At 60.5% G+C, this 24,454-nt stretch carries 23 protein-coding genes; 17 read left to right on the top strand and 6 right to left on the bottom strand.

All coding sequences use genetic code 11. The features are described 5' to 3' along the window. Positions 1–88 precede the first annotated feature (88 nt). The 7 genes from ACA075_RS22000 (at position 89) to ACA075_RS21970 (ending at position 8,225) form a co-directional block, all read left to right on the top strand. On the top strand, positions 89–1,093 hold the full coding sequence (locus tag ACA075_RS22000; RefSeq protein WP_219095388.1) for a substrate-binding domain-containing protein: 1,005 nt from the start codon (positions 89–91) through the stop codon (positions 1,091–1,093). A 66-nt stretch (positions 1,094–1,159) separates the two neighbouring features. Further along, entirely contained in the window at positions 1,160–2,704 is a 1,545-nt protein-coding gene (gene araG, locus ACA075_RS21995) for an L-arabinose ABC transporter ATP-binding protein AraG (RefSeq protein ID WP_497295336.1), read from the top strand. Positions 2,705–2,713: 9 nt separating this feature from the next. Further along, a complete protein-coding gene (gene araH / locus ACA075_RS21990) occupies positions 2,714–3,682 on the top strand; it encodes an L-arabinose ABC transporter permease AraH (RefSeq protein ID WP_010461824.1) in 969 nt (322 codons plus the stop codon). A gap of 222 nt (positions 3,683–3,904) precedes the next feature. Further along, entirely contained in the window at positions 3,905–4,618 is a 714-nt protein-coding gene (locus ACA075_RS21985) for a GntR family transcriptional regulator (protein WP_219095386.1), read from the top strand. Next, positions 4,615–5,613 (top strand): ADP-ribosylglycohydrolase family protein, encoded by a 999-nt coding sequence (locus tag ACA075_RS21980; protein WP_497295334.1) that lies wholly within the window; start codon positions 4,615–4,617, stop codon positions 5,611–5,613. Before ACA075_RS21985 ends, ACA075_RS21980 begins: the two co-directional genes overlap by 4 nt. 223 nt (positions 5,614–5,836) lie before the next feature. Continuing rightward, complete coding sequence (locus ACA075_RS21975; RefSeq protein ID WP_497295333.1) at positions 5,837–7,303, top strand: purine-cytosine permease family protein; 1,467 nt, start codon at positions 5,837–5,839, stop codon at positions 7,301–7,303. Further along, positions 7,296–8,225, top strand: a complete 930-nt coding sequence (locus tag ACA075_RS21970; RefSeq protein WP_497295331.1) for a PfkB family carbohydrate kinase — start codon at positions 7,296–7,298, stop codon at positions 8,223–8,225. Before ACA075_RS21975 ends, ACA075_RS21970 begins: the two co-directional genes overlap by 8 nt. Positions 8,226–8,470: 245 nt before the next feature. On the opposite strand, the gene ACA075_RS21965 is transcribed toward ACA075_RS21970, so the two are convergent. From ACA075_RS21965 to ACA075_RS21950, 4 genes are all read right to left on the bottom strand, one after another. After that, positions 8,471–8,725: a hypothetical protein gene (locus tag ACA075_RS21965; RefSeq protein WP_497295330.1), complete on the bottom strand. Its 255-nt coding sequence runs from the start codon at positions 8,723–8,725 to the stop codon at positions 8,471–8,473. A 46-nt stretch (positions 8,726–8,771) separates the two neighbouring features. Next, complete coding sequence (locus tag ACA075_RS21960) at positions 8,772–9,110, bottom strand: hypothetical protein (RefSeq protein WP_497295328.1); 339 nt, start codon at positions 9,108–9,110, stop codon at positions 8,772–8,774. A gap of 84 nt (positions 9,111–9,194) precedes the next feature. Then, entirely contained in the window at positions 9,195–10,400 is a 1,206-nt protein-coding gene (locus ACA075_RS21955; protein WP_497295327.1) for an MFS transporter, read from the bottom strand. A gap of 113 nt (positions 10,401–10,513) precedes the next feature. Further along, on the bottom strand, positions 10,514–11,167 hold the full coding sequence (locus tag ACA075_RS21950) for an HD domain-containing protein (RefSeq protein WP_497295325.1): 654 nt from the start codon (positions 11,165–11,167) through the stop codon (positions 10,514–10,516). A 269-nt stretch (positions 11,168–11,436) separates the two neighbouring features. Here ACA075_RS21950 and ACA075_RS21945 point away from each other — a divergent pair, with 269 nt between their 5' ends. The 6 genes from ACA075_RS21945 to ACA075_RS21920 all read left to right on the top strand — a co-directional run bounded on the left by ACA075_RS21945 (position 11,437) and on the right by ACA075_RS21920 (position 17,328). Then, entirely contained in the window at positions 11,437–11,919 is a 483-nt protein-coding gene (locus tag ACA075_RS21945; RefSeq protein ID WP_219095383.1) for a GNAT family N-acetyltransferase, read from the top strand. A 193-nt stretch (positions 11,920–12,112) separates the two neighbouring features. Next, a complete protein-coding gene (locus tag ACA075_RS21940; RefSeq protein ID WP_497295323.1) occupies positions 12,113–13,105 on the top strand; it encodes a 2-dehydro-3-deoxygalactonokinase in 993 nt (330 codons plus the stop codon). Between the two features lie 19 nt (positions 13,106–13,124). Next, the gene (locus tag ACA075_RS21935) at positions 13,125–13,745 is read left to right on the top strand and encodes a 2-dehydro-3-deoxy-6-phosphogalactonate aldolase (RefSeq protein WP_497295321.1); all 621 of its coding nucleotides are present in this window, start codon (positions 13,125–13,127) and stop codon (positions 13,743–13,745) included. Positions 13,746–13,807: 62 nt separating this feature from the next. Further along, a complete protein-coding gene (gene dgoD / locus ACA075_RS21930; protein WP_008152275.1) occupies positions 13,808–14,956 on the top strand; it encodes a galactonate dehydratase in 1,149 nt (382 codons plus the stop codon). A gap of 197 nt (positions 14,957–15,153) precedes the next feature. Then, a complete protein-coding gene (locus tag ACA075_RS21925) occupies positions 15,154–16,464 on the top strand; it encodes an MFS transporter (protein ID WP_497295320.1) in 1,311 nt (436 codons plus the stop codon). 60 nt (positions 16,465–16,524) lie between these two features. Next, positions 16,525–17,328 (top strand): IclR family transcriptional regulator, encoded by an 804-nt coding sequence (locus tag ACA075_RS21920; RefSeq protein ID WP_497295318.1) that lies wholly within the window; start codon positions 16,525–16,527, stop codon positions 17,326–17,328. Here the strand turns inward: ACA075_RS21920 and ACA075_RS21915 are convergent. Beyond that, the gene (locus ACA075_RS21915; RefSeq protein WP_497295317.1) at positions 17,325–18,377 is read right to left on the bottom strand and encodes an NAD(P)-dependent alcohol dehydrogenase; all 1,053 of its coding nucleotides are present in this window, start codon (positions 18,375–18,377) and stop codon (positions 17,325–17,327) included. The two genes, ACA075_RS21920 and ACA075_RS21915, sit on opposite strands and share 4 nt — an antisense overlap. Before the next feature lie 190 nt (positions 18,378–18,567). Here ACA075_RS21915 and ACA075_RS21910 point away from each other — a divergent pair, with 190 nt between their 5' ends. Beyond that, positions 18,568–19,458: an AraC family transcriptional regulator gene (locus ACA075_RS21910; protein ID WP_497295315.1), complete on the top strand. Its 891-nt coding sequence runs from the start codon at positions 18,568–18,570 to the stop codon at positions 19,456–19,458. Positions 19,459–19,644: 186 nt separating this feature from the next. Here ACA075_RS21910 and ACA075_RS21905 read toward each other — a convergent pair whose 3' ends face one another. Further along, positions 19,645–21,309: an electron transfer flavoprotein-ubiquinone oxidoreductase gene (locus ACA075_RS21905; protein ID WP_219095377.1), complete on the bottom strand. Its 1,665-nt coding sequence runs from the start codon at positions 21,307–21,309 to the stop codon at positions 19,645–19,647. Positions 21,310–21,856: 547 nt separating this feature from the next. Between ACA075_RS21905 and ACA075_RS21900 the strand changes: the two genes are divergently transcribed. The 3 genes from ACA075_RS21900 (at position 21,857) to ACA075_RS21890 (ending at position 24,452) form a co-directional block, all read left to right on the top strand. After that, entirely contained in the window at positions 21,857–22,606 is a 750-nt protein-coding gene (locus tag ACA075_RS21900; RefSeq protein WP_010461775.1) for an electron transfer flavoprotein subunit beta/FixA family protein, read from the top strand. After that, positions 22,607–23,536, top strand: coding sequence for an electron transfer flavoprotein subunit alpha/FixB family protein (locus ACA075_RS21895; RefSeq protein WP_010461774.1), 930 nt, complete (start codon positions 22,607–22,609; stop codon positions 23,534–23,536). It begins immediately after the preceding gene. A gap of 79 nt (positions 23,537–23,615) precedes the next feature. Beyond that, positions 23,616–24,452 carry a substrate-binding periplasmic protein gene (locus ACA075_RS21890; protein WP_497295314.1) on the top strand — a complete coding sequence of 279 codons (837 nt, stop codon included), beginning with the start codon at positions 23,616–23,618 and terminating at the stop codon, positions 24,450–24,452. The last annotated feature ends 2 nt before the right edge of the window (positions 24,453–24,454 follow it).

Here is a 24,454-nt window from a genome sequence, read left to right as displayed (position 1 = left end):
CGTTTGAAATCCAATCATCATACGATATGACTATTTGCAGTACCGGCTTTCAAAATAACGCTCAAAAAAAATAACAAGGAGTCAGCTTATGAATCGTCGTCGTGGGATCCGTTCCCTGTGCTGTGCCGCTTTGGCGGTCACTGCGGTCAGCCTGAGCAGCACGCTGCTGGCGGCCGAGGAAGTGAAAATCGGCTTTCTGGTCAAGCAGGCGGAAGAGCCCTGGTTCCAGACCGAATGGGCATTCGCCGAAAAGGCCGGGAAAGACAAGGGTTTCACTGTGATTAAGATCGCCGTGCCGGACGGCGAGAAAACCCTTTCGGCCATCGACAGTCTCGCTGCCAACGGCGCCAAGGGCTTCGTGATCTGCCCGCCGGACGTCTCCCTTGGCCCGGCCATCATGGCCAAGGCCAAGCTCAATGGTATGAAAGTCATCGCTGTCGATGACCGTTTCGTCGATGCCAATGGCAAGTTCATGGAAGACGTTCCGTACCTCGGCATGGCCGCATTCGAAGTTGGCCAGAAGCAGGGCGCAGCGATGGCCACCGAAGCGAAAAAACGCGGTTGGGACTGGAAAGACACCTATGCGGTGATCAACACCTTCAATGAGCTCGACACCGGCAAGAAGCGCACCGACGGTTCGGTCAAAGCGCTGGAAGATGCCGGGATGCCAAAAGACCACATTCTGTTCTCGGCCCTGAAAACCCTCGACGTACCGGGCAGCATGGACGCCACCAACTCGGCCCTGGTGAAACTGCCGGGCGCAGCGAAAAACCTGATCATCGGCGGCATGAACGACAACACCGTGCTGGGCGGCGTGCGCGCCACCGAGAGCGCCGGTTTCGCCGCGGCCAATGTGATCGGCATCGGCATCAACGGCACCGACGCCATTGGCGAGCTGAAGAAAGCCAACAGCGGTTTCTTCGGTTCGATGCTGCCAAGCCCGCACATTGAGGGCTACAACACCGCGAGCATGATGTTCGAGTGGGTCACCACCGGCAAAGAACCACCGAAGTACACCGCGATGGATGACGTGACGCTGATCACTCGCGAGAACTTCAAGCAGGAACTGGAAAAGATCGGCCTGTGGAACTGAGGGCCGGTTGATTTCATCGGCGGCCCTGGTGACGGGGTCGCCTGATCTGTGTGATGAGGTGGTTTTATGCACGCGCAATTACAGACACATGAGCACAGCGTCGGCGGCAGCCTGCGCTTCAACGGGATCGGCAAGACTTTTCCCGGGGTGAAGGCGCTGGATGGCATCAGCTTCGTCGCGCGTCCCGGGCAGGTTCACGCCTTGATGGGCGAGAACGGCGCCGGCAAATCGACCCTGCTGAAAATCCTCGGCGGTGCTTACACGCCGAGCAGCGGCGACCTGCAGATCGGCGAGCAGACGATGGTCTTCAAGTCCACCGCCGACAGCATTGGCAGTGGCGTCGCCGTGATCCATCAAGAGCTGCACCTGGTCCCGGAAATGACCGTGGCCGAGAACCTGTTCCTCGGTCATCTGCCGGCCAGTTTCGGCCTGATTAATCGAGGCGCACTGCGTCAGCAAGCGTTGGCCTGTCTCAAAGGCCTGGCCGATGAAATCGATCCGCAAGAGAAAGTAGGGCGCCTGTCCCTCGGTCAGCGACAGTTGGTGGAGATTGCCAAGGCGTTGTCCCGTGGCGCGCATGTGATTGCTTTCGATGAACCCACCAGCAGCCTCTCGGCGCGGGAAATCGATCGCTTGATGGCGATCATCGGACGCCTGCGCGACGAAGGCAAAGTGGTGCTCTACGTCTCTCACCGCATGGAAGAAGTGTTCCGCATCTGCAACGCGGTCACGGTGTTCAAGGACGGCCGCTACGTGCGCACCTTCGAGGACATGAGCGAGCTGACCCACGACCAGCTGGTGACGTGCATGGTCGGTCGCGACATTCAGGATATCTACGATTACCGCAGCCGCCAGCGGGGCGCCGTGGCGCTCAAGGTTGACGGTTTGCTCGGGCCGGGACTGCGTGAACCGGTGAGTTTCGAGGTGCACAAGGGCGAGATTCTCGGGCTGTTCGGCCTGGTGGGCGCGGGGCGTACCGAGCTGTTCCGGATGCTCAGCGGGCTGACGCGTAACACCGCAGGGCGCCTGGAGCTTCGCGGTCATGAGGTGAAACTGCGTTCCCCTCGTGATGCCATCGCCGCCGGTATTCTGCTGTGTCCCGAAGACCGCAAGAAGGAGGGCATCCTGCCGCTGGCCAGCGTCGCCGAGAACATCAACATCAGCGCGCGCGGTGCCCATTCCACGTTCGGTTGTCTGTTGCGCGGCCTGTGGGAGAAGGGCAACGCCGACAAGCAGATCAAGGCGCTGAAAGTGAAGACGCCCGGCGCCGAGCAGAAAATCATGTACCTGTCCGGCGGCAATCAGCAGAAGGCCATTCTCGGCCGCTGGCTGTCGATGCCGATGAAAGTCCTGTTGCTCGATGAACCCACTCGCGGCATCGACATCGGGGCGAAAGCCGAGATCTACCAGATCATCCATAACCTGGCCGCCAGCGGTATCGCGGTGATCGTGGTGTCCAGCGACCTGATGGAAGTGATGGGTATTTCCGACCGCATCCTGGTGCTCTGCGAAGGCGCGATGCGCGGCGAGTTGTCTCGCGCAGAGGCCAATGAATCCAACCTGCTGCAACTGGCTTTGCCGCGCCAACGCGCTGACGGCGTGGCGAACTGAGAGGTGACTATGACCATCCAAAACAACGCTCTGCCCACTGCGCGCAAACCTCTGGACCTGCGGCGCTTTCTCGATGACTGGGTGATGTTGCTGGCGGCCGTCGGGATCTTCGTGCTGTGCACGCTGCTGATCGACAACTTCCTGTCGCCGCTGAACATGCGCGGCCTGGGCCTGGCGATTTCGACGACCGGGATCGCCGCCTGCACCATGTTGTATTGCCTGGCGTCCGGGCATTTCGATTTGTCGGTGGGGTCGGTGATTGCCTGTGCCGGCGTGGTCGCGGCGGTGGTGATGCGCGACACCGACAGTGTTTTTCTCGGCGTGAGTGCCGCGCTGGTGATGGGGCTGATTGTCGGGCTGATCAACGGCATCGTCATCGCCAAGCTGCGGGTCAACGCGTTGATCACCACCTTGGCGACCATGCAGATCGTTCGTGGCCTGGCTTACATTTTTGCCAATGGCAAAGCGGTGGGTGTGTCGCAGGAGTCGTTTTTCGTCTTCGGTAACGGCCAGTTGTTCGGCGTGCCGGTGCCGATCCTGATCACCATCGTGTGCTTCCTGTTTTTCGGCTGGCTGCTGAATTACACCACCTACGGGCGCAACACCATGGCCATCGGCGGCAACCAGGAAGCGGCATTGCTGGCCGGTGTGAACGTTGACCGGACCAAGATCATTATCTTTGCCGTGCACGGTGTGATCGGTGCGCTGGCCGGGGTGATTCTGGCGTCGCGCATGACCTCCGGGCAGCCGATGATTGGCCAGGGGTTTGAGCTGACAGTGATTTCGGCGTGCGTGCTGGGCGGGGTGTCGTTGAGCGGGGGGATCGGCATGATCCGGCATGTGATCGCCGGGGTGTTGATTCTGGCGATTATCGAGAATGCGATGAACCTGAAGAACATCGACACCTTCTATCAGTACGTGATTCGCGGTTCGATCTTGCTGTTGGCCGTCGTCATCGACCGCCTCAAACAACGCTGAGATTTGCGCTGTTTGGCCTGACGTCTTCGCGGGCAAGCCTCGCTCCCACAGTTTTTTTGTCGTTCGCATAATCCGGGTACGACATAAAACTTGTGGGAGCGTGGCTTGTCCGCGATGGCGGTGTATCTGATTCACATCGCTATAGCGAACACCCACACCCTCCCGTCACCTCCCTTAAATAATCCTTGCTCGTGCCAGCCCGTTTCGGTTATCACTTTGTACATGATTAGACAGGTACGATTTGACAAGAAACAACGGGTGGTCGACGAACTCATCCGGCGCATCGAAAGCGGCCTCATGGAGGACGGCTTTCTGTTGCCGGGCGAGCATCAGTTGGCTCAAGAATTCAAAGTCAGCCGCGGCACGCTGCGCGAGGCCCTGGCCGAGTTGAAACGACGCAACTACATCGCGACCCAAAGCGGCGTGGGCTCCATCGTCACCTTCGACGGTGTGGTGCTCGATCAACGCAGTGGCTGGGCGCAAGCGCTGGCCGACAGCGGGGCGCTGATCAACACCGAAGTGCTGCGGCTGGAGGCCGTCACGCGTCCGGACCTGATGTCGCGCTTCGGCACCGATCAGTTCATCACCCTCGACCGGCGCCGCCGTTCCACCGACGGCAAGCTGGTTTCCCTCGAACGCTCATTGATGCCCGCCACCGGAGGACTGGAAAGCCTGCCGCGGGTCGGTCTGATCGACAATTCCCTGACCATCACCCTGGCCGCCTATGGCTACATCGGCGAGCGCGGCGATCAATGGATCGGCGCAGAACCCTTGAACGCCGAAGACGCCGAGCTGCTAGGGCGTCCGGTCGGCACCGTCTTCCTCAAAGCCTTGCGCACCACCTACGACCGGCAAAACCGTTTCATGGAACAGGTCGAAAGCCTGCTCGACCCGGTGCACTTTCGCCTGCACCTGCAATTTGGAGAATCGAAATGACCGCGCTCGACCGTGCGCTCGGCGCGTTCTATGGACTGGCCTTGGGCGATGCGCTGGGCATGCCGACGCAATCCCTGAGCCGTGCCGAGATCAAGGCGCGCTTCGGCCAGATCACCGACCTGCAAGACGCCGGCCCCGATCAACCGATCGCCGCCAACATGCCCAAGGGCTCGATTACCGACGACACCGAACAGGCGATTCTTGTCGGTCAGTTGTTGGTGGACGGTGAGGGCCGGATCGAACCGGCCGTGCTCGCTCAGCGGCTGATCGAATGGGAAGCCGGGATGCAGGCCAAGGGTTCGCAAGACCTGCTCGGCCCTTCGACCAAACGCGCAATCGAAATGATCCTCGCCGGCCACTCGCCGGAAGAAGCGGGGCGCTACGGCACCACCAACGGCGCGGCGATGCGCATCACTCCGGTCGGTATCGCCGCGGATGTCGCCCAGCCTGAACGTTTTATAAGCGCCGTGGTGCAGGCCTGCCAGGTCACCCACAACACCACGCTGGGAATTTCCAGTGCGGCGGCGGTGGCGGCGGTGGTCTCGGCCGGCATCAACGGCATGGACCTGGGCGAGGCGTTGAACCTCGGCCAGCAGATCGCCCAACAAGCTGAAAGCCATGGCCACTGGGTGGCGGGCGGACGGATTGCCTCGCGTATCAGCTGGGCGCGGACCATCAGCGTCGACAGTGACAAAGCGTTGCTGGCGGATTTGCTGTATGACGTGATCGGCACGTCGGTGGCTTCGCAGGAATCGGTGGTGGTCTCGTTTGCCCTGGCGCAACAAGTGGCCGTCGGTGAAATGAACGCCTTCGAAGCGCTGTGCATGGCCGCGAGCCTGGGCGGTGACACCGATACCATCGCGGCGATTCTCGGCGCGATGCTCGGGGCTTGTCTGGGGCTTGGGAGTTGGCCGGTTGCGATGATCGAACAGGTCAAAGCCGTTAATGATCTGGCGCTGGAGCCTTTGGTAAAAGGGCTTCTAGCATTGCGCTGACTGCGCTGGCCTCTTCGCGAGCAAGCCCGCTCCCACAAGGAAAGTGCAAGCCGCAAGGTACACGCCGTACCTGTGGGAGCGAGCCTGCTCGCGATGGGCGCACCGCCTATTTCAATTGATAACCCCGCAATGGATCGCACGGACTTGGCCAGGACTGCCGGGCTGTTGTTTTCGTCTTCCGTCATTGCCCACAACCACAACAAAGGCAACAGGAGCATTTTTCATGAGTTCATCGAACGCCGGGCAAAGCGCCGGGCAACTGGAAACCCGCGGCATCGAACCGGTGCCGGAAGCGGAGTGCAACGGTCACCCGCTGCAACTGTTCTGGGTCTGGTTCGCGGCCAACATTTCCATTCTCGGCCTGCCACTGGGCGCCACGTTGGTGGCGTTTCGCGGGTTGGCGATCTGGCAGGCGATCATCGTTGCGATCCTCGGCGCCGCCGGTTCTTTCGCGGTGGTCGGGATCATCTCCATCGCTGGTCGTCGTGGTCGGGCACCGAGCCTGACCCTCTCGCGCGCCATTTTCGGAGTGCGCGGCAACATCGGCCCGACCCTGGTCTCGCTGATGTCGCGGCTGGGATGGGAAACCGTCAACACCACCACCGCCGCCTTCGTGCTGCTGTCGCTGTGCTCGATCCTGTTCGGTTCGCCCGTTGAGGCCAAAAGCGCACCGGTGTTGACCCTGGTCTTCATCGCGATTTTCGTGCTGCTGACCTTGTCGGTGTCCGGCCTCGGTCACGCTACTTTGCTGGTGATCCAGAAGTGGGCGACTTATGTGTTCGGTGCCCTGAACATCTTGGTTGGTGGCTTCCTCTGCGCCACCATCGACTGGACCGCGGTATTCAACGCCACGCCTGCGCCATTGAGCGCGATGATCATCGGCGTCGGCACTATGGCTGCCGGCACCGGGATCGGTTGGGCCAACGCCGGCGCCGACATGTCGCGCTATCAGCACCGCAGCGTCAAAGCCGTGCGCCTGGTCGCGTCGGCGGCGTTCGGTGCGGGGATTCCGCTGGTGTTGTTGATCACCCTCGGCGGCCTGCTGTCGGTGGGCAACAACGACTTGGCGTCGGCCACCGACCCGATCATCGCGATCCGCGACATGCTGCCGACCTGGATGGCCGTGCCGTATCTGATCACCGCATTTGGTGGGCTGCTGCTGTCGAACAACCTCTCGGTGTACTCCGCCGGTTTGACCACGTTGACCCTCGGCTTGAAGGTCAAGCGCGTCTACGCGGTGGTGGTCGACATCGTCGCGATCTTCGCCGGTTCGATCTACTTCATGCTGATCGCCGACAGTTTCTACGGCCCGTTCATTACCTTCATTTCGCTGCTGGCGGTGCCGATCACGGCGTGGGTCGGGATCTTCGTCGTTGACCTGATTCACCGTCATTACTACAGCCCCAACGATTTGCTGGACGTCAGCCCGAGCAGTGCCTATTGGTACAACGGCGGTATCGAATGGCGCGCGTTTGGCGCGTGGGCGCTGGCGATCGTGCTGGGCTTCAGCTTCACCACCATTGGCACCACCGAACAAACCGTGTGGTTCCGCGGTTTCCTGTCCGACTCGTGGCTGGGCCATAACGGCCTGGGCTGGATCGTGACGTTCCTGGTGGCCGGCGGGATTTATTTTGTACTCGGTGGGGCCAGGGATCGTCGTGCCGCAATGACCGAGAACGCTCATGCCTAGATTGCTGCACACCGGCCAGGTCATCATCGACCTGGTCATGGCCGTGGATAAACTGCCTCAACCGGGTGGCGACGTGCTGGCGCAATCCGCCAGTTTCGAAGCCGGCGGAGGGTTTAACGTGATGGCCGCCGCTGCGCGTAACGGGCTGTCGGTGGTCTACCTCGGTCGTCATGGCACCGGTCGTTTCGGCGACCTGGCCCGTGAGGCGATGAAGACCGAAGGCATTCAGCTCGGCCTCGCACACAAGGCCGAACGGGATACGGGGTTGTGCGTTGCGGTGACCGATGCCTCGGCCGAGCGCAGTTTCATTTCCTACATCGGCGCCGAGGGCGAATTGACTGTCGAGGACCTGGCAAACGTGCCGGCGGTGGCGGGCGACTACGTTTACGTCAGCGGCTACAGTCTGCTGCATGTCGGCAAGGCCCAGGCGCTGGTGGACTGGGTGCTGGGTTTGCCGGAAGCGATCAGCGTGGTGTTCGATCCCGGTCCGTTGGTGGACTCGCCGGACGCGCCATTGATGCAGGCTCTGTTGCCGCGCATTGATCTGTGGACCAGCAACAGTGTCGAGGCGCTGCGGTTTACCGGGGCGTCGGACATTGCCGAGGCGCTGGACAGGCTGACCGATCACCTGCCGGCCGAGGTGCTGATGGTGGTGCGCGATGGGCCGCAAGGGTGCTGGATCAGTCAGCGCGGTGACCGAGAACATGTGCCCGGTTTCAAGGTTGAGGCCATAGACAGCAATGGTGCCGGGGATGCCCATTCCGGGGTGTTTCTGGCCGGGTTGGCGCGAGGGTTGTCGCCGGGTGAAGCGGCGCGGCGGGCGAATGCGGCTGCGGCGCTGGCGGTCACTCGGTGGGGGCCGGCGACTTCGCCTGGGATTGCCGAGGTGGATGCGTTAATCCGCAAAATTTTAGGCGCCTGACCTATCGCCATCGCGAGCAGGCTCGCTCCCACAGGGGATTTGTGTCGTTCGAAAGTCCAGTGTGGGAGCGGGCTTGCCCGCGAAGGGGCCCATAAATTCACCAGAGATCCTGGATTTATCCAGCCTTGCGCTTCTGCTCGACGGTGTATTTGTCTTTGCTTCCACGAGGCATGGAATTTCTCCTGCTACTTGTAGAGTCGCTCAAACGGTCGCAGCCGCGCACGACTGCGACCTGATTCATCTGGCTAAACGTCCAGCTTGCGCGCCGCCTCAACCCCTGCGGCGCTGAGTTTGATCGGCAGTTGCAGCGAGTGTTCGCCGGCCTCGTTGCAGGTCACATGCCCGTGCTGAATCAGCCCGCGATCCTGCAGCGTGGCGAGGGTACTGGCCACGACTTTCTCCCCCCGGTAATTGTCCAGGACCTCCTTGCCCAAGCCATTTGGATGGGCGTGCAGCAGACGGGTCAGGACTTCTTTCTCAAGGTTGTTATCGACGTTCATGGTTACCTCTTCATGGATGTGGATAGGTACAACTCGCGTGGGCGAACTATTGGCTGGCGCCGCCTTCGGAACCCGAGCCACCGGTGGTGGTTTTCGAGCCCATGCCGGCGCCGGCGTTATCGGGTGTCTGGGTGTCCGGCGTGTTCATTCCACCTTGACGGCCCGCGTCGTTGCCCTGAATCCGTGGGTCGGTGCCCGTGGACGGAGGCAGGCTGCTGTCGACACCCGTGCCGTTGGTGTTCATGCCGGGCGAGCCTTGGGTGGTCGGGTTTTTTTGACCTTCGACCGGGTTGGTCGGGCCGGTGCCGGTGGCGGTGGTCGCCGCGAAAGCGGCAGAGGACAGCAGCGTGGCGAGAGCGAGGGCAGTGAAGCGGGACGTGATCATGGTGTCGTCTCCATTCAATTAGAGTCCTTACCTGATGTTGGTCCGCCCTCGATTTGGATTGGTGCCTGATGAACGACGAACGGTTCAGGCCTGTTGCAACGATTTGCTGCTGTCGACCCGACGCCAGATCAGGCGGCCCACGGTGATCAGCCAGTTCAACAGCCCTACGACGAGAACTGTGAGTAGAAGTGTCGTTATTCCGTGTTCGACGATGATCTTCCCGGCCAGCAACGGAAAGCCGAATACACCGATGAAGTACGACAGGCTGAACAGCAACAACGATTGCGAAGTGGTGCCGTGCGGCGTTTCGTTCGCCGCCAGGCCATTGATCACCGAGTACGTCAGCCCGTAACCGACCCCGAGCATCATCGCCGCCAGCACGTAGCTGACCCCGCTGTCGACCACGAAGCCGAACAACACAATTGAGCCCATCATCACGCCCGACAGCAGGCACGAAGCGCGCAACGGATCGCGCTTGACCACGACCCCGGCGATCAACATCCGGCTGCTGATCGCCGCGCCCATGAAGCCGAAAAAGAACAGAGAGTAGTCCAGCGAGCGAGACGCTGCGTAACTGGTTTGAAAGCTCGACAGGCCGCCGAATACGCACCCGCCGAGGCCGACCATGATGATCGGAAACACTGCTCTGGACGACAGCACCTGAGTCGTCGCACGCCAGGAAATGCGTGCGACCGCGGCGGCAGGCGAGGGCGTTTTTTTCAGTTGCGAATGCAGCCGCCAAAACAGCAACACACCCATCAGGCTGGCCAACGCGGCGAGGTAAAAGGCGGCGGTGACGGGGTAACCGAGGGCACTGGCCGCGCGGCCCAACAGCGGCCCGCTGCCGATCCCGGTCATCATGCTGCCCGACAGCAGCGCAAAGTATTTCGCGCGTTGCGCGGGCATCACCAGGCTCGCCACGATTATCGGCCCCAAGGTGTAAAACACCCCCCAGCCCAGCCCCAGCAGCAGTCCGTAAAACAGCAACAGATTGCCGAACCCCGGCGTCAGCGCGAAGCCCAGGCTGGCCGCCACCAACAACACGCCGAACAGCGCAATCGAACGCGCCGCGCCGAGCAAATCCGACAGGTGCCCGGAGACAATTACCGCCGCAAACGTACTGAGCATCGCCGCTGAAATCACACTGCCGGCATCGTGTTCGTTACCGCCCCGTGAACCGATCAACAGCGACAACAGAAACGTCGAGCCGTAGGACAGCGACAGCAAATAACTGGCGAGGCAAAACAGGCCGAACAATCTGCTTGAGACGTGGGGCGTAGCGGTAGACATGACGCGGTTCCTTGACCCGATAAAAGACGCTGACCCTCTATCTACCATGCACCTCGACATTGTTAGGTCCGAGGTTATCGATGCCAGGGTTAGCGCGGGCCGGAGTAATGCGGTCAGGGGATGCCGATTTCTTCCTTGAACAGCGTCATAAAATCCTTCAAGCGCTCATGCCTGACGCGCGCCAGCCGCTGACCGGTAATCGTCTGGAAACCGTCCGCCAAGTGCAACAGCTTGGTCTGGAAATGATCGAGGCAAAAACGTTTGTCATCGTAGTCCCGCGCTGTCGCTTCCGGGTCTTGCGGGTCGTACAGCGCGCTGCCCATGCGTCCGGCGATATAGAACGTGCGCGCTACGCCGAGCATGCCGAGGGAGTCGAGGCGGTCGGCGTCCTGCATGATTTTGGCTTCGAGCGAGGTCGGGGTGATGTTGGCGGAAAAGCTGTGGGCTTCGATGGCGTGGGCGACTGCGCTGATTTTTGCACTTGGCCAATCCATGTCGGTCAGCACGGCAGATGCTTTCTCGGCTGCCAGTCGTGAAGCCTGTGAGCGTAGCGCAGAGTTCTTTTCAACGGCCACGCAATCATGCAAAAGCACCGCTGCCAGCAGCACTTCGAGATCGCCGCCTTCTTCAGCATGAAGCGTGCGCACGTTGTGCCACACCCGTTGCAGATGGGACAAATCGTGGGCGCCGTCTTCCGAGGGTTCCAGTGCGTGGGGTAGCAGTTGCGCTGCGAGAATTTGCAGCGGCGCGAAAGCATCAATGTTCATAAACATCCTGTTAAGTGAAAAACGTTCTTGTCAGCAACGCACCCTGTAGCAGCTGGCGAAGCCTGCGTTCGGCTGCGCAGCAGTCGTCAAACTTGAACACGCGGTTTGCCTGTAACACCGCGCCGTCTGATTTAACGACTGCTGCGCAGCCGAACGCAGGCTTCGCCAGCTGCTACACATGCTCCATGGATCAGCTTTGCATTTCCAGTGTGACGAGCGTGGCGCGCCGACTTAGTATGGCGTTTTAAACTTTCGACAAAGGCCCGTCCATGACGATCGAGATCCGCCCGGCGACCCCCAGCGATGCACCGCAAATCCTCGGGTTCATCACTGAACTGGCCGATTACGAACGTGCCCGTCACGAAGTCATCGCCAGCGTCGCCGACATCGAGCGCAGCCTGTTCAGCGAAGGTGCCACCGCCCACGGCCTGATCTGCCTGCGCGACGGCTTGCCAATCGGCTTCGCGGTGTTCTTCTTCAGCTATTCCACCTGGCTCGGCAGCAATTGCCTGTACCTCGAAGACCTCTACATCACCCCCCAGCAACGCGGTGGCGGCGCCGGTAAAACCTTGCTGCGCCACCTCGCCAAAATCGCCTGCGCCAATGACTGCGGGCGCTTCGAGTGGAGCGTGCTGGACTGGAACAAACCGGCGATCGAATTTTATAAGTCGCTGGGGGCGCAGCCGCAGGAAGAATGGGTCCGGTATCGGATGGATGGGAAGGTGTTGCGCGAGTTTGCCGAGGGTAATTGATCTCCAGCAAGGCCTGCTAAGTATCGCAGTCCTTCGGCGACTCCTGCCTCGATAGGAAGGAGTCGTCGGAGCCTGCGATATTTTTTTTGTCATCATCCCAATATATGGGAGTGTTATTTATATATTGAGATTTGTCCGCGTCCGGGTTTATAGTCCAGCTCACTCACTGCCAATAAACAAAACAGGTGAAGCGATGCTGGCGCAATTGATCGCGCTCGATTGGGGGACGACCTCATTACGTGCTTACAAACTCGCCGCGGATGGCCAGGTGCTGGAACAGCGTTCGCTGTCGTCCGGGATCATGCAGCTGCCCCGGACGCCGCGAATCATCAACGGCCAGGCATGCGCCGACGGTTTTGAACTGGCCTTCGATGAAGCGTGCGGTGACTGGCTCGACGCGCAGCCGGATTTGCCGGTGATTGCCTGTGGCATGGTCGGCAGTGCCCAGGGCTGGCGCGAAGCGGCTTACTGCGACACGCCGGCAAACGTCGCCAATCTCGGAACTTCCCTACAAACCATTCGCAGTCTTCGCGGTGTTGATGTGCACATCGTTCCGGGGGTGATCCAGCGTTCGCGCTTGCCGAACGTGATGCGCGGCGAAGAAACCCAGGTGCTGGGTGTCCTGCAGAATCTGCCGGTCGAGCAGGGCGCGGACCTGTTGATCGGCCTGCCAGGCAGTCATTCGAAATGGGTGGAAGTGGCCGACGGTTGCATTGTGCATTTCGACACCTTCATGACCGGCGAGATCTTCGCCGTGCTCAGTGAACACAGCATTCTCGGGCGCACCCAGCAAAAGGGCGCGTCGTTTGATGGCGAGGCGTTTGATCGCGGCGTGCAAGTGGCGCTGTCGGCGGAGGGCGAGATCGGTCCGTTGTCGACGTTGTTCAGCGCCCGCAGCCTGGGGCTGACCGGTGAGCTCAGCGCCACGGCCCAACCGGATTATTTGTCCGGCCTGCTGATCGGCCATGAGCTGTCGGCGCTGGCCAACGTTCAGCGAAGCCGACGCAACAGTGTTCACCTGCCTTCAATCATCCTCATTGGTAATTCCCAACTCTGTGCCCGCTACAGCCGGGCCCTCGACGCCTGCGGTTTTGCCCGTGTGACCCTGGCCGAACAAGCCACCGAACGCGGGTTGTGGCAATTGGCGGTCGCCGCCGGACTGATCGTCGCACACCCATCCCGTTAAACCTGACTGGAGGTCTGACATGCTCAAGCAAGCACTGGCGCAAAACGGTCTGATCGCGATCCTGCGAGGCCTGCGCCCGCAAGAAGCGGCCGCCATTGGCGAAGTCCTTTATGCCGCTGGATTTCGCGTCATCGAAGTGCCGCTCAATTCCCCTGAGCCCTACGACAGTATCCGCATCCTGCGCAACACCTTGCCTGCCGATTGCCTGATTGGCGCCGGTACGGTGCTGACACCGGAACAGGTCGAGCAAGTGAAAGCGGCGGGCGGTCAGGTGATCGTCATGCCGCACAGTGATGCCAAGGTGTTGCGGGCAGCAAAAGCGGCGGGACTGTTTCTGTCGCCGGGCGTTGCCACACCGACCGAAGCCTTTGCCGCACTGGCCGAAGGGGCAGACGTGCTGAAGATGTTCCCCGCCGAGCAGATGGGGCCGGCAGTCGTCAAAGCCTGGCTCGCGGTATTGCCTGCGGGAACGATTCTGGCGCCGGTCGGCGGGATCACGCCGGACAACATGCAGGTGTTTATCGACGCTGGCGTCAAAGGCTTCGGCCTCGGTTCCGGGTTGTTCAAACCGGGCATGACGCCTGAGGAAGTGGCAGTAAACGCCAAGGCCTATGTCGCTGCATGGAACGCTCTGCGTTAAGACTTTTTGGCGCCGAGCGCGCTGCATCTATAAGAGCTGTACTTATAAAAAGAGAGCACAAGATGAAAATCACCAAACTCACCACCTTCATCGTTCCGCCGCGCTGGTGCTTCCTCAAGGTTGAAACCGACGAAGGCGTGACCGGCTGGGGCGAGCCCGTGGTCGAAGGCCGCGCTCACACCGTGGCGGCGGCCGTTGAAGAATTGTCCGACTACCTGATCGGCAAAGACCCACGCAACATCGAAGACATCTGGACCGTGCTCTACCGTGGCGGCTTCTACCGGGGCGGCGCGATCCACATGAGCGCACTGGCCGGTATCGATCAGGCGTTGTGGGACATCAAGGGCAAGGCTCTGGGTGTGTCGGTCAGCGACTTGCTGGGCGGCCAGGTGCGCGACAAGATTCGCGTGTATTCGTGGATCGGTGGCGACCGCCCGGCGGACACCGCTCGCGCGGCGAAAGAAGCAGTCGAGCGTGGTTTCACCGCGGTGAAAATGAACGGCACCGAGGAGCTGCAATTTCTCGATTCCTTCGAGAAAGTCGACCTCGCCTTGGCCAACGTCGCCGCCGTGCGTGACGCGGTTGGCCCGAATGTCGGCATCGGTGTGGACTTCCATGGCCGGGTGCACAAGCCCATGGCCAAAGTGCTGATGAAGGAACTCGATCCGTACAAACTGATGTTCATCGAAGAGCCGGTGCTCAGCGAAAACTACGAAGCGCTGAAGGAACTGGCACCGCTGACCAGCACCCCGATTGCCCTTGGCGAGCGCTTGTTTTCGCGCTGGGATTTCAAGCGTGTGCTCAGCGAAGGTTATGTCGACATCATCCAGCCGGACGCGTCCCACGCCGGTGGCATCACCGAAACCCGCAAGATCGCCAACATGGCTGAAGCCTACGACGTGGCGCTGGCGCTGCATTGCCCGTTGGGCCCGATTGCCCTGGCGGCGTGCCTGCAACTGGACGCGGTTTGCTACAACGCGTTCATCCAGGAGCAGAGCCTGGGTATCCATTACAACGAGAGCAACGACCTGCTCGATTACGTGAAAGATCCGCGGGTGTTCGACTACGACAAAGGCTTCGTGAAGATCCCGAACGGCCCGGGCCTGGGCATCGAGATCAACGAGGAATACGTGATCGAACGCGCCGCTGTCGGCCACCGCTGGCGCAACCCGATCTGGCGCCATGCCGATGGCAGTTTTGCTGAGTGGTGATTTCTCCCTGAGCCACCGCAAATCCCTGTGGGAGCCAGCCTGCTGGCGATTTGGTCGGCACCTCCAGCATTTGTGGTGACTGACACACCGCTATCGCCAGCAGGCTGGCTCCCACAGTTTGATCTCCATGGACGGGGGATATGCGGCAACCCCCGATTTCACATTGACCTCAATAAACATAAGAAGAGGCACTCCCCATGCAACCGCAAACCCTCACCGGGCAAGCGTCGTTGGTGACGCCGAGTCGCAAGCGATTTTTCATCATGGTCCTGCTGTTCATCACCGTGGTGATCAACTACCTGGACCGCAGCAACCTATCCATCGCCGCCCCCGCGCTGACCACCGAACTGGGTATCGACCCGATCCACGTCGGGCTGATTTTCTCGGCGTTCGGCTGGACCTATGCTGCCATGCAAATCCCCGGTGGCTGGCTGGTGGATCGAGTGCCGCCGCGCATCCTTTACAGCATTGCCTTGCTGCTGTGGTCGATCGCCACAGTGATGCTCGGTTTCGCCGGCAGTTTCATTGCGCTGTTCGTCTTGCGCATGGCGGTCGGCGCCCTGGAAGCACCGGCGTATCCGATCAACAGCCGGGTGGTCACCACTTGGTTCCCCGAGCGCGAACGCGCCACGGCCATCGGTTTTTATACCTCCGGGCAGTTCGTCGGGCTGGCGTTCCTGACGCCGGTGCTCGCCTGGCTGCAGCATGAGTTTGGCTGGCACATGGTGTTTGTCAGCACCGGTGCGGTCGGTATTCTCTGGGCGGTGATCTGGTACGCGGTGTATCGCGAGCCACGGGATTTCAAGGGCGCCAACGACGCCGAAATCGAGCTGATCCGAGAAGGTGGAGGGCTGGTGGATATCCAGGCCGAACAAGCCAAGGTCAAGGCGAAATTTAGCTGGACCGACCTCGGCATCGTCCTGACCAAACGCAAATTGTGGGGCATCTACCTCGGTCAGTTTTGCCTCAACTCGACGTTGTGGTTTTTCCTGACGTGGTTCCCGACCTACCTGGTGAAATACCGCGGCATGGACTTCATCAAGTCCGGCCTGTTGGCATCGCTGCCGTTTCTCGCCGCCTTTATCGGCGTGCTGTGTTCCGGGTTCTTCTCCGATTTCCTGATCCGTCGCGGCTACACGGTGGGCTTCGCGCGCAAATTGCCAATCATTGGCGGCTTGCTGATTTCCACGTCGATCATCGGCGCCAACTTCGTTGAATCGACACCGCTGGTGATTGCGTTCCTGGCGTTGGCGTTCTTCGGTAACGGGCTGGCTTCGATCACCTGGTCGCTGGTCTCAACCCTCGCCCCGGCACGGTTGCTCGGATTGACTGGTGGGGTGTTTAACTTCATCGGCAACCTGTCGGCGATTACCACGCCGATTGTCATCGGTTTCCTGGCGACCGGTGATTCATTTGCTCCGGCGATCACCTACATCTCGGTTCTTGCATTGATTGGCGCGCTTTCCTACATCTTGCTGGTCGGCAAGGTCGAGCGTATCAAGTTGTAGTGGTAGCCATCGGGCGACCATAATGCCGCCCGTTCACTCGCTCAACGGTAAAGGCTGAATATGCAGGAAGACGCCCCAAAAATCGCCAAGGACGCCGCACCGACCGGCACCCAGACACTGCTTCGTGGTCTGGGAGTGGTTCAGGCGGTGGCCAGTGGCGCCCGCGATCTCAAGGAAATCGCCCGGCTGATCGGCACCACGCGCAGCACCACCCATCGTCTGGCCAGTTGCCTGGTGGACGAGCGTTATCTGCGCGTGGTGCCGCAAGTCGGTTACCTGCTGGGGCCGAAGCTGATCGAGCTGGGTTTCCAGGCGCGTGAAGAGTTGCCGCTCGTGACCCTGGCCGGACCGTATCTGGACGAGTTGTCCGCGTTGACCGGCGACACCATTCACCTGGCGATTCGTGAAGGCGACGAGGTGCTGTACCTGCACAAGAATCCGGGGCGCAATGGCCCGGAAATGCGCTCGCGGGTCGGCCATCGCATGCCGTTGGCGCGCACCGGGATCGGCAAAGCCTTGATGCTGGATGACTCGCAGGAAGAATGGCAGCGGCTGTACGAAGTCAGCCTGCCAGTAGGTGGGAAAAATCTGTTCTGGCCGCAGCACCCCGAGCAATCCTGGGCGCAGTTTCAGCAGCGCATGATCGAGTACGTGGCCGGCGGTTATGCCTTCGATCTGGAAGACAACGAACCGTCGATCCGCTGTGTGGCTGCGCCGATCCGTGATGCCAGCAAACGCATCGTTGCCGCCATCAGCATCGCCAGCACTGTGCCGTACATGCCGCTGGAAAAAATGGCCGAGCTGATTCCCCTGATCAAAGGGGTCACAGCTCGGCTCTCGGCAGAACTTGGCGCGAAGGTTTAGAGCTTCAACGTCGCCATATCGATGACGAAGCGGTATTTCACGTCACCGGCGATCATGCGGGCGTAAGCCTCGTTGATCTGGCGGATGTCGAGCATTTCGATGTCGCAGGTGATGTTGTGCTCGGCGCAGAAATCCAGCACTTCCTGGGTTTCGGCAATGCCACCGATCAGCGAGCCGGCCAGCACGCGACGGCTCATCACCAGGTTGCCGGCGTGGACCGGTGGATCGACCGGTTCGATCAGCCCGACCAGAATGTGCACGCCGTCGAAACGCAGGGTGTCGAGGTAGGGATTGAGGTCGTGCTGCACCGGAATAGTGTCCAGCAGGAAGTCGAAATGTCCCGCCGCGGCCTTCATCTGTTCGGCATCGGTGGACACGATCACGTGGTCCGCCCCTTGACGACGACCTTCTTCAGCCTTGCTCGCCGAGCGGGTGAACAGCGTGACTTCCGCGCCCATTGCCTTGGCGAACTTGATGCCCATGTGGCCGAGGCCACCCATGCCGAGAATCCCGACCTTGTCGCCGGCCTTCACGCCGTAGTGTTTTAGCGGCGAGTAAGTGGTGATGCCGGCACAGAGGATCGGCGCGGCGCTGGCCAGGTCGAGCTTCTCCGGGATGCGCACGACGAAGTGTTCGCTGACCACAATGCTGTCGGAATAGCCGCCCATGGTGTTGCTGCCATCGACCCGGTCCGGGGTGGCGTAAGTCATGGTCGGACCTTCGAGGCAGTATTGCTCGAGGTTGGACTGGCAGGCTTCGCAGCTGCGGCACGAATCGACCATGCAGCCCACACCCACCAGATCGCCGACTTTATGTTGGGTGACGTTCGCACCAATCGCGGTAACTTTGCCTACGATCTCGTGGCCGGGCATCAACGGGTAAACGGCAATGCCCCACTCGTTGCGGGCCTGATGGATGTCGGAATGGCAGACGCCGCAGTAGAGAATATCGATCGCCACGTCGTCGGCCCTTGGGCTGCGGCGTTCAAATTTCACGGGGGCGAGGGGAGTGGTGGCCGACTGGGCGGCGTATCCGATGGCGGTGTACATGGTGAACCTCGCAGAAACAATGACAAGTGAGGCGGCGCATTTTGGGCGCCGTGCCGGGTATCGGCCATGGCGATTCCTCCGGGTGTCATGCCTATTCCTCCGGCATCAGCGTTCGTTTGATCAAATGGGCGATCAGACCTGCGATGATGCTTTCATCCCTTTTTCCGCGACTTTTTTGTGAAGAACTCTCATGTTGTTAACCCGTCATCTTGATGCGAATGCCACGCTGGTTTCGCTGATCGAGCCCCTGACCACTCGCGATGGTTTCGCCCCTACGGCGTTGCCGGGCGTCCAGGTTTTACGGGCCAGTTGCGATGTGGCCCGTGGTCCGCAGATTTACGAACCGAGCCTGGTGATCATCGCCCAAGGCAGCAAACTGGCGTATCTGGGGCCTCGGACGCTGGAGTACGGCGCCGGGCACTACCTGATTCAGGCCTTGCCGGTGCCGTTTGAGTGTGAAACGTTTTCCGCGCCGGACGGGCCGATGCTCGGGGTTTCCATTGCCATTGACCGGGTGCTGCTCGGTGAGTTGGTGTTGGCCATGGGGCTGGTGCCGGGGCGCACGGTGCCTGCACAAACACTGGAGTCCATGACGTCGGCGGTGCTCGACGATGCGATGCGCGGTTGCGTGGAGCGGCTGTTGCGTTGCCTGCACGATCCGCTGGAGTGCCAGATCATGGGGCAGGCTCGGTTGCGGGAGTTGTTGTTTGTCGCGTTGCGCGGTCCGCAAGCCGATGTGTTGCGTGCACTGGTGGAGCAGCAGGGGCAGTTCGCCCGGATTGCAGCCTCGCTCAACCATCTGCACGGGCATTTCACCGAGCCGTTGAATGTGGAAACCCTGGCCAGTTGCGCGAACATGAGCGCGTCGACCTTTCATGAGCATTTCAAGCGCAGCACGTTGTTGTCGCCGGTGCAGTATTTGAAGCGTCTGCGCTTGCTCAAGGCGCAGCAGTTGTTGCTCGCCGAGGGTTTGGGCGTGGCGCAGGTGGCGCATCGGGTGGGGTATCAGAGCACCTCGCAGTTCAGCCGGGAGTACAAGCGCTACTTCGAGCGCAATCCCGGGGATGAGCGCGTTGCCTGAGTGGGTAGTGGTTCCCCCTGTAGGAGTGAGCCTGCTCGCGATTGCGGTGTGTCATTCGACATCTAATCTGGATGACCCACCGCAATCGCGAGCAGGCTCACTCCTACAGGGGGATTGCGGTGTGGAGTAAATCGCGGGCAACAAAAAGGCCCCCATTCCGGGAGCCTTGATGTTCAGGCATTCGGCTTACATGTTCGGGTAAGTCGGTCCGCCAGCACCTTCCGGCGCCACCCACGTGATGTTCTGTGCAGGGTCCTTGATGTCGCAGGTCTTGCAGTGAACGCAGTTCTGGGCGTTGATCTGGAAGCGCTTCTCGCCGTCTTCCTTGGTCACCACTTCGTACACGCCGGCCGGGCAGTAACGCTGAGCCGGCTCATCGTACAGCGGCAAGTTCTTGCTGATCGGGATGCTCGGGTCGGTCAGCTTCAAGTGGCAAGGCTGTTCTTCTTCGTGGTTGGTACCCGAGATGAACACCGAGCTGAGTTTGTCGAAGCTGATCTTGCCGTCGGGTTTCGGGTAGTCGATCTTCTTGCAGTCGGCCGCGAGCTTGAGGCAGGCGTAGTCCGGCTTGTTATCGTGCAAGGTGAACGGCAGTTTGCCGCCGAAGATGTTCTGGTCGAGCCAGTTGAAACCGCCGCCGACGATGGCGCCGAATTTGTGGATCGCCGGGCCGAAGTTGCGGCTGGCGAACAGTTCGTCGTAGAGCCAACTCTTCTTGAAGGCGTCGACGTAAGTGGTCAGCTCTTCAGTGCCGTCCTTCTCGGCGAACAGCGCCTCGGCCACGGATTCAGCGGCTAGCATGCCGGACTTCATCGCAGTGTGGCTGCCTTTGATCTTGGCGAAGTTCAGGGTGCCGAGGTCGCAACCGATCAGTGCACCGCCCTTGAACACCATCTTCGGCAGCGAGTTCAGGCCGCCTTTGCAGATGGCACGAGCGCCGTAGCTGATGCGCTTGCCGCCTTCCAGATACTGCTTGAGCACTGGGTGATGCTTGAGGCGCTGGAACTCGTCGAACGGCGACAGGTAAGTGTTGCTGTAAGAGAGATCGACGATCAGACCGACGACCACCTGGTTGTTTTCCAGGTGATAGAGGAACGAGCCTCCGGTGTTCTCGGTGCCCATGATGTCCATCGGCCAACCGGCGGTGTGGACCACCAGGCCTGGCTGATGCTTGGCCGGATCGACTTCCCAGATTTCTTTCAGGCCGATGCCGTAGTGCTGGGCGTCTGCTTCGCTGTCGAGGTTGAAGCGCTTGATCAGCTGCTTGCCGATGTGGCCACGGCAGCCTTCGGCGAACAGCGTGTACTTGCCGCGCAGTTCCATGCCCGGGGTGTACAGGCCTTCTTTCGGATGACCTTCGCGGTCGACGCCCAGATCACCGGTGATGATCCCGCGAACCACGCCGTTCTCGTCGAACAGCGCTTCCTGAGCGGCGAAGCCAGGGTAGATTTCTACGCCCAGGTTCTCGGCCTGCTGGGCCAGCCAGCGGCACAGGTTGCCCAGGGAGATGATGTAGTTGCCATCGTTGTGCATGGTCTTGGGCACAAAGAAGTCAGGAATTTTTTGCGCGCTGTCGGCGTTCTTGAGGACGAAAATGTCATCGCGGGTCACCGGCGTGTTCAGCGGGGCGCCGAGTTCTTTCCAGTCCGGGAACAATTCGTTCAGGGCGCGGGGTTCGAAGATCGCGCCGGACAGGATGTGTGCGCCGACTTCGGAGCCTTTTTCGACCACGCAGACGCTGATTTCCTTACCGGCTTCAGCGGCCTTCTGCTTCAAGCGGCAGGCGGCGGAAAGACCCGCGGGGCCGGCACCGACGATGACCACGTCGAATTCCATGTATTCGCGTTCCACAGGTTATCTCCTACTCAAGGCTCAACAGTTTTTTTCTAATTGGAGGTTTGGTGTCGCATCCATGAATTCCTGCGCAATGCGCAGAACAGGACAATCGATAGACCACCTTTCTCTCTGGGTGGCGCATTATATCTACACCACTCCTAGCGTCCAATACAAACGTTTGTTTGAATTGGCTCAAAGCCAGAGAAATCAAAGTCACGCGGCTTATGAACGGCTATTTTGCCGTATTGACCGGAATAGGCGTTCCGGTCAAGATACGGTCGGTTTTGCGCTCGCCGTAGGCTGACTGTTGGGTTCAAGAGCACCTCTAAAGACAGGGCGATGGCAGTACAGGGTGATGCGCAGCGCAGATTTGGCGCGCAGTTTACACGCCGCGATAATGAATGACTCGTCGGTCACCACTGACGAACGGTCATCTGCCTCGTGAGCAAGGTTCACTCGATACACCTGCCAGCGTTTTTAGAGGTGCCCTTGCGCCGATGAGCATCAAACCGCCAGGTTCGCCTAGGCGACTTTCTTTTCACCGGAGAGTAACGAGGAATCCATGAAGGTTCTTGTAGCTGTCAAACGCGTTGTGGATTACAACGTCAAGGTTCGCGTCAAGGCGGACAATTCCGGCGTCGACCTCGCCAACGTCAAGATGTCGATGAACCCGTTCTGCGAAATCGCAGTGGAAGAAGCCGTGCGCCTGAAAGAGAAAGGCGTTGCGACTGAAATCGTCGTCGTCTCCATCGGCCCGACCACCGCTCAAGAGCAACTGCGCACCGCGCTGGCTCTGGGTGCTGACCGCGCCATCCTCGTCGAATCCGCCGAAGACCTGACGTCGCTGGCCGTTGCCAAGCTGTTGAAAGCCGTTGTCGACAAGGAGCAGCCTCAGCTGGTGATCCTTGGCAAACAAGCCATCGACAGCGACAACAACCAGACTGGCCAGATGCTCGCTGCATTGAGCGGCTACGGTCAGGGCACCTTCGCTTCGAAAGTCGAAGTGTCCGGCGACACCGTTGCCGTGACCCGCGAAATCGACGGCGGCGCGCAGACGGTTTCCCTGAAACTGCCGGCCATCGTCACCACCGACCTGCGTTTGAACGAGCCGCGCTACGCGTCCCTGCCAAACATCATGAAAGCCAAGAAGAAGCCTCTCGAAGTGCTGACTCCGGACGCTTTGGGCGTTTCCACCGCCTCCACCAACAAGACCGTGAAAGTCGAAGCGCCGGCTGCACGCAGCGCGGGTATCAAGGTCAAGTCGGTGGCTGAACTGGTCGAGAAACTGAAAAACGAAGCGAAGGTAATCTAAATGACTATCTTGGTTATTGCTGAACACGACAACAAAGTAGTGGCCCCGGCCACGCTGAATACCGTGGCTGCTGCCGCCAAAATCGGCGGTGACATCCACGTTCTGGTTGCCGGCCAGGGCGTTGGCGCCGTGGCTGAAGCCGCTGCGAAAATCGCTGGCGTGGCTAAAGTGCTGGTCGCCGACAACGCTGCCTACGCTCACCAACTGCCGGAAAACGTCGCGCCGCTGGTAGCCGAACTGGGCGCTGGTTACAGCCACATCCTGGCTGCCGCCACTTCCAACGGCAAAAACATCCTGCCGCGCGTTGCCGCTCAGCTGGACGTTGACCAGATCTCCGAGATCATCTCGGTCGAAAGCGCTGACACGTTCAAGCGCCCGATCTACGCCGGTAACGCTATCGCGACCGTTCAATCGAACGCTGCGGTCAAAGTGATCACCGTGCGTGCTACCGGTTTCGACCCGGTGGCCGCTGAAGGTGGTTCGGCGTCGGTTGAAGCCGTTGCTGCTGCCCACGACGCTGGCACTTCCAGCTTCGTTGGCGAAGAACTGGCCAAGTCCGATCGTCCGGAACTGACCGCTGCCAAGATCGTCGTTTCCGGCGGCCGCGGCATGCAGAACGGCGACAACTTCAAACACCTGTACGCCCTGGCCGACAAGCTTGGCGCTGCCGTCGGTGCTTCCCGCGCCGCGGTCGACGCAGGTTTTGTACCCAACGACATGCAGGTCGGTCAGACCGGCAAGATCGTTGCTCCACAGCTGTACATCGCCGTCGGTATCTCCGGCGCGATCCAGCACCTGGCCGGCATGAAAGACTCCAAAGTGATCGTTGCGATCAACAAGGATGAAGAAGCGCCGATCTTCCAAGTGGCCGATTATGGCCTGGTGGCAGACCTGTTCGAAGCTATCCCCGAGTTTGAGAAGCTGGTCTAATCCAGTCGCTTGACTTATAAAGAGCCCGACCTTTTGGTCGGGCTTTTTTTTGTTCCAGATTTGAGTGGAGAGTGTCGCCATGGATTTGCGCCGCGTGGGTGGCTGGTCATTACTGCTGGGGCTGACGGTGCTGCCGGCGCTGGCCGTGGCCGCAGGCAAGTGCGAACGCCTGGTGGTGACCGGCAGCCCGGACGCGCCGCCGTACTTGTGGCAAGACCCGCAAAACCCCAAGCACCTGATCGGCGCCAGTGCTGACCTGTTGCAACACGTGGCAGGGGAGTTGGGCATCAAGATCGAACTGCTTTATGCCGGCAAGCGCGCCCAGGCCCTGGACGAAGTGCGCAGCGGACGCATGGACATGCTGGCCGATGCGCCGTTGACAGTCAGCGAGCTGGACACCCTGGATTACATCCATCCGCCGTTGCTGGAAAACGACTATCTGGTCTGGACCCGAAAAGACTCGGCATTGGTCTACAACCAGGCGCAAGACCTTCACGGCCATCCAGGTGCCGTGTCGGAAAAGTCTCGAATGACCCAGGCATTCGGCACTTTCGCCGAGCAGCAATTGACCCTCGTGCGTACTCCGAACCTGACCCAGGCCTTTCAGAAATTGCTGCTGGGCGAGGTGGAATTTGTCCTCGCGGGACGCTACTCGGGCATGGCCGCCGCGCAAACCCTGAGCATGGTCAACGACCTGATCGCCCGTCCCCAACCGGTCGACAAACCCGGCCTGTTCCTCGCGGTTTCCCATAACTCCGCGTGCAACGATCCGTGGTTGCGCGGACAGCTGGCCAAAAAGATGACAGAATTGCCCGCGTCCGGACTGACGGAGATCGCGCTACAACGCAATATCGAGCGTTGGAAAACGCAGCAGCAACAACCGCAGCAACAGCCCGTCAGTGCCCCAAAACAGTAGGG

Source organism: Pseudomonas sp. LBUM1663, assembly GCF_059695905.1.
Note: the sequence above shows the minus strand (reverse complement) of the source record. Positions and strands in the feature narration are given on the sequence as shown.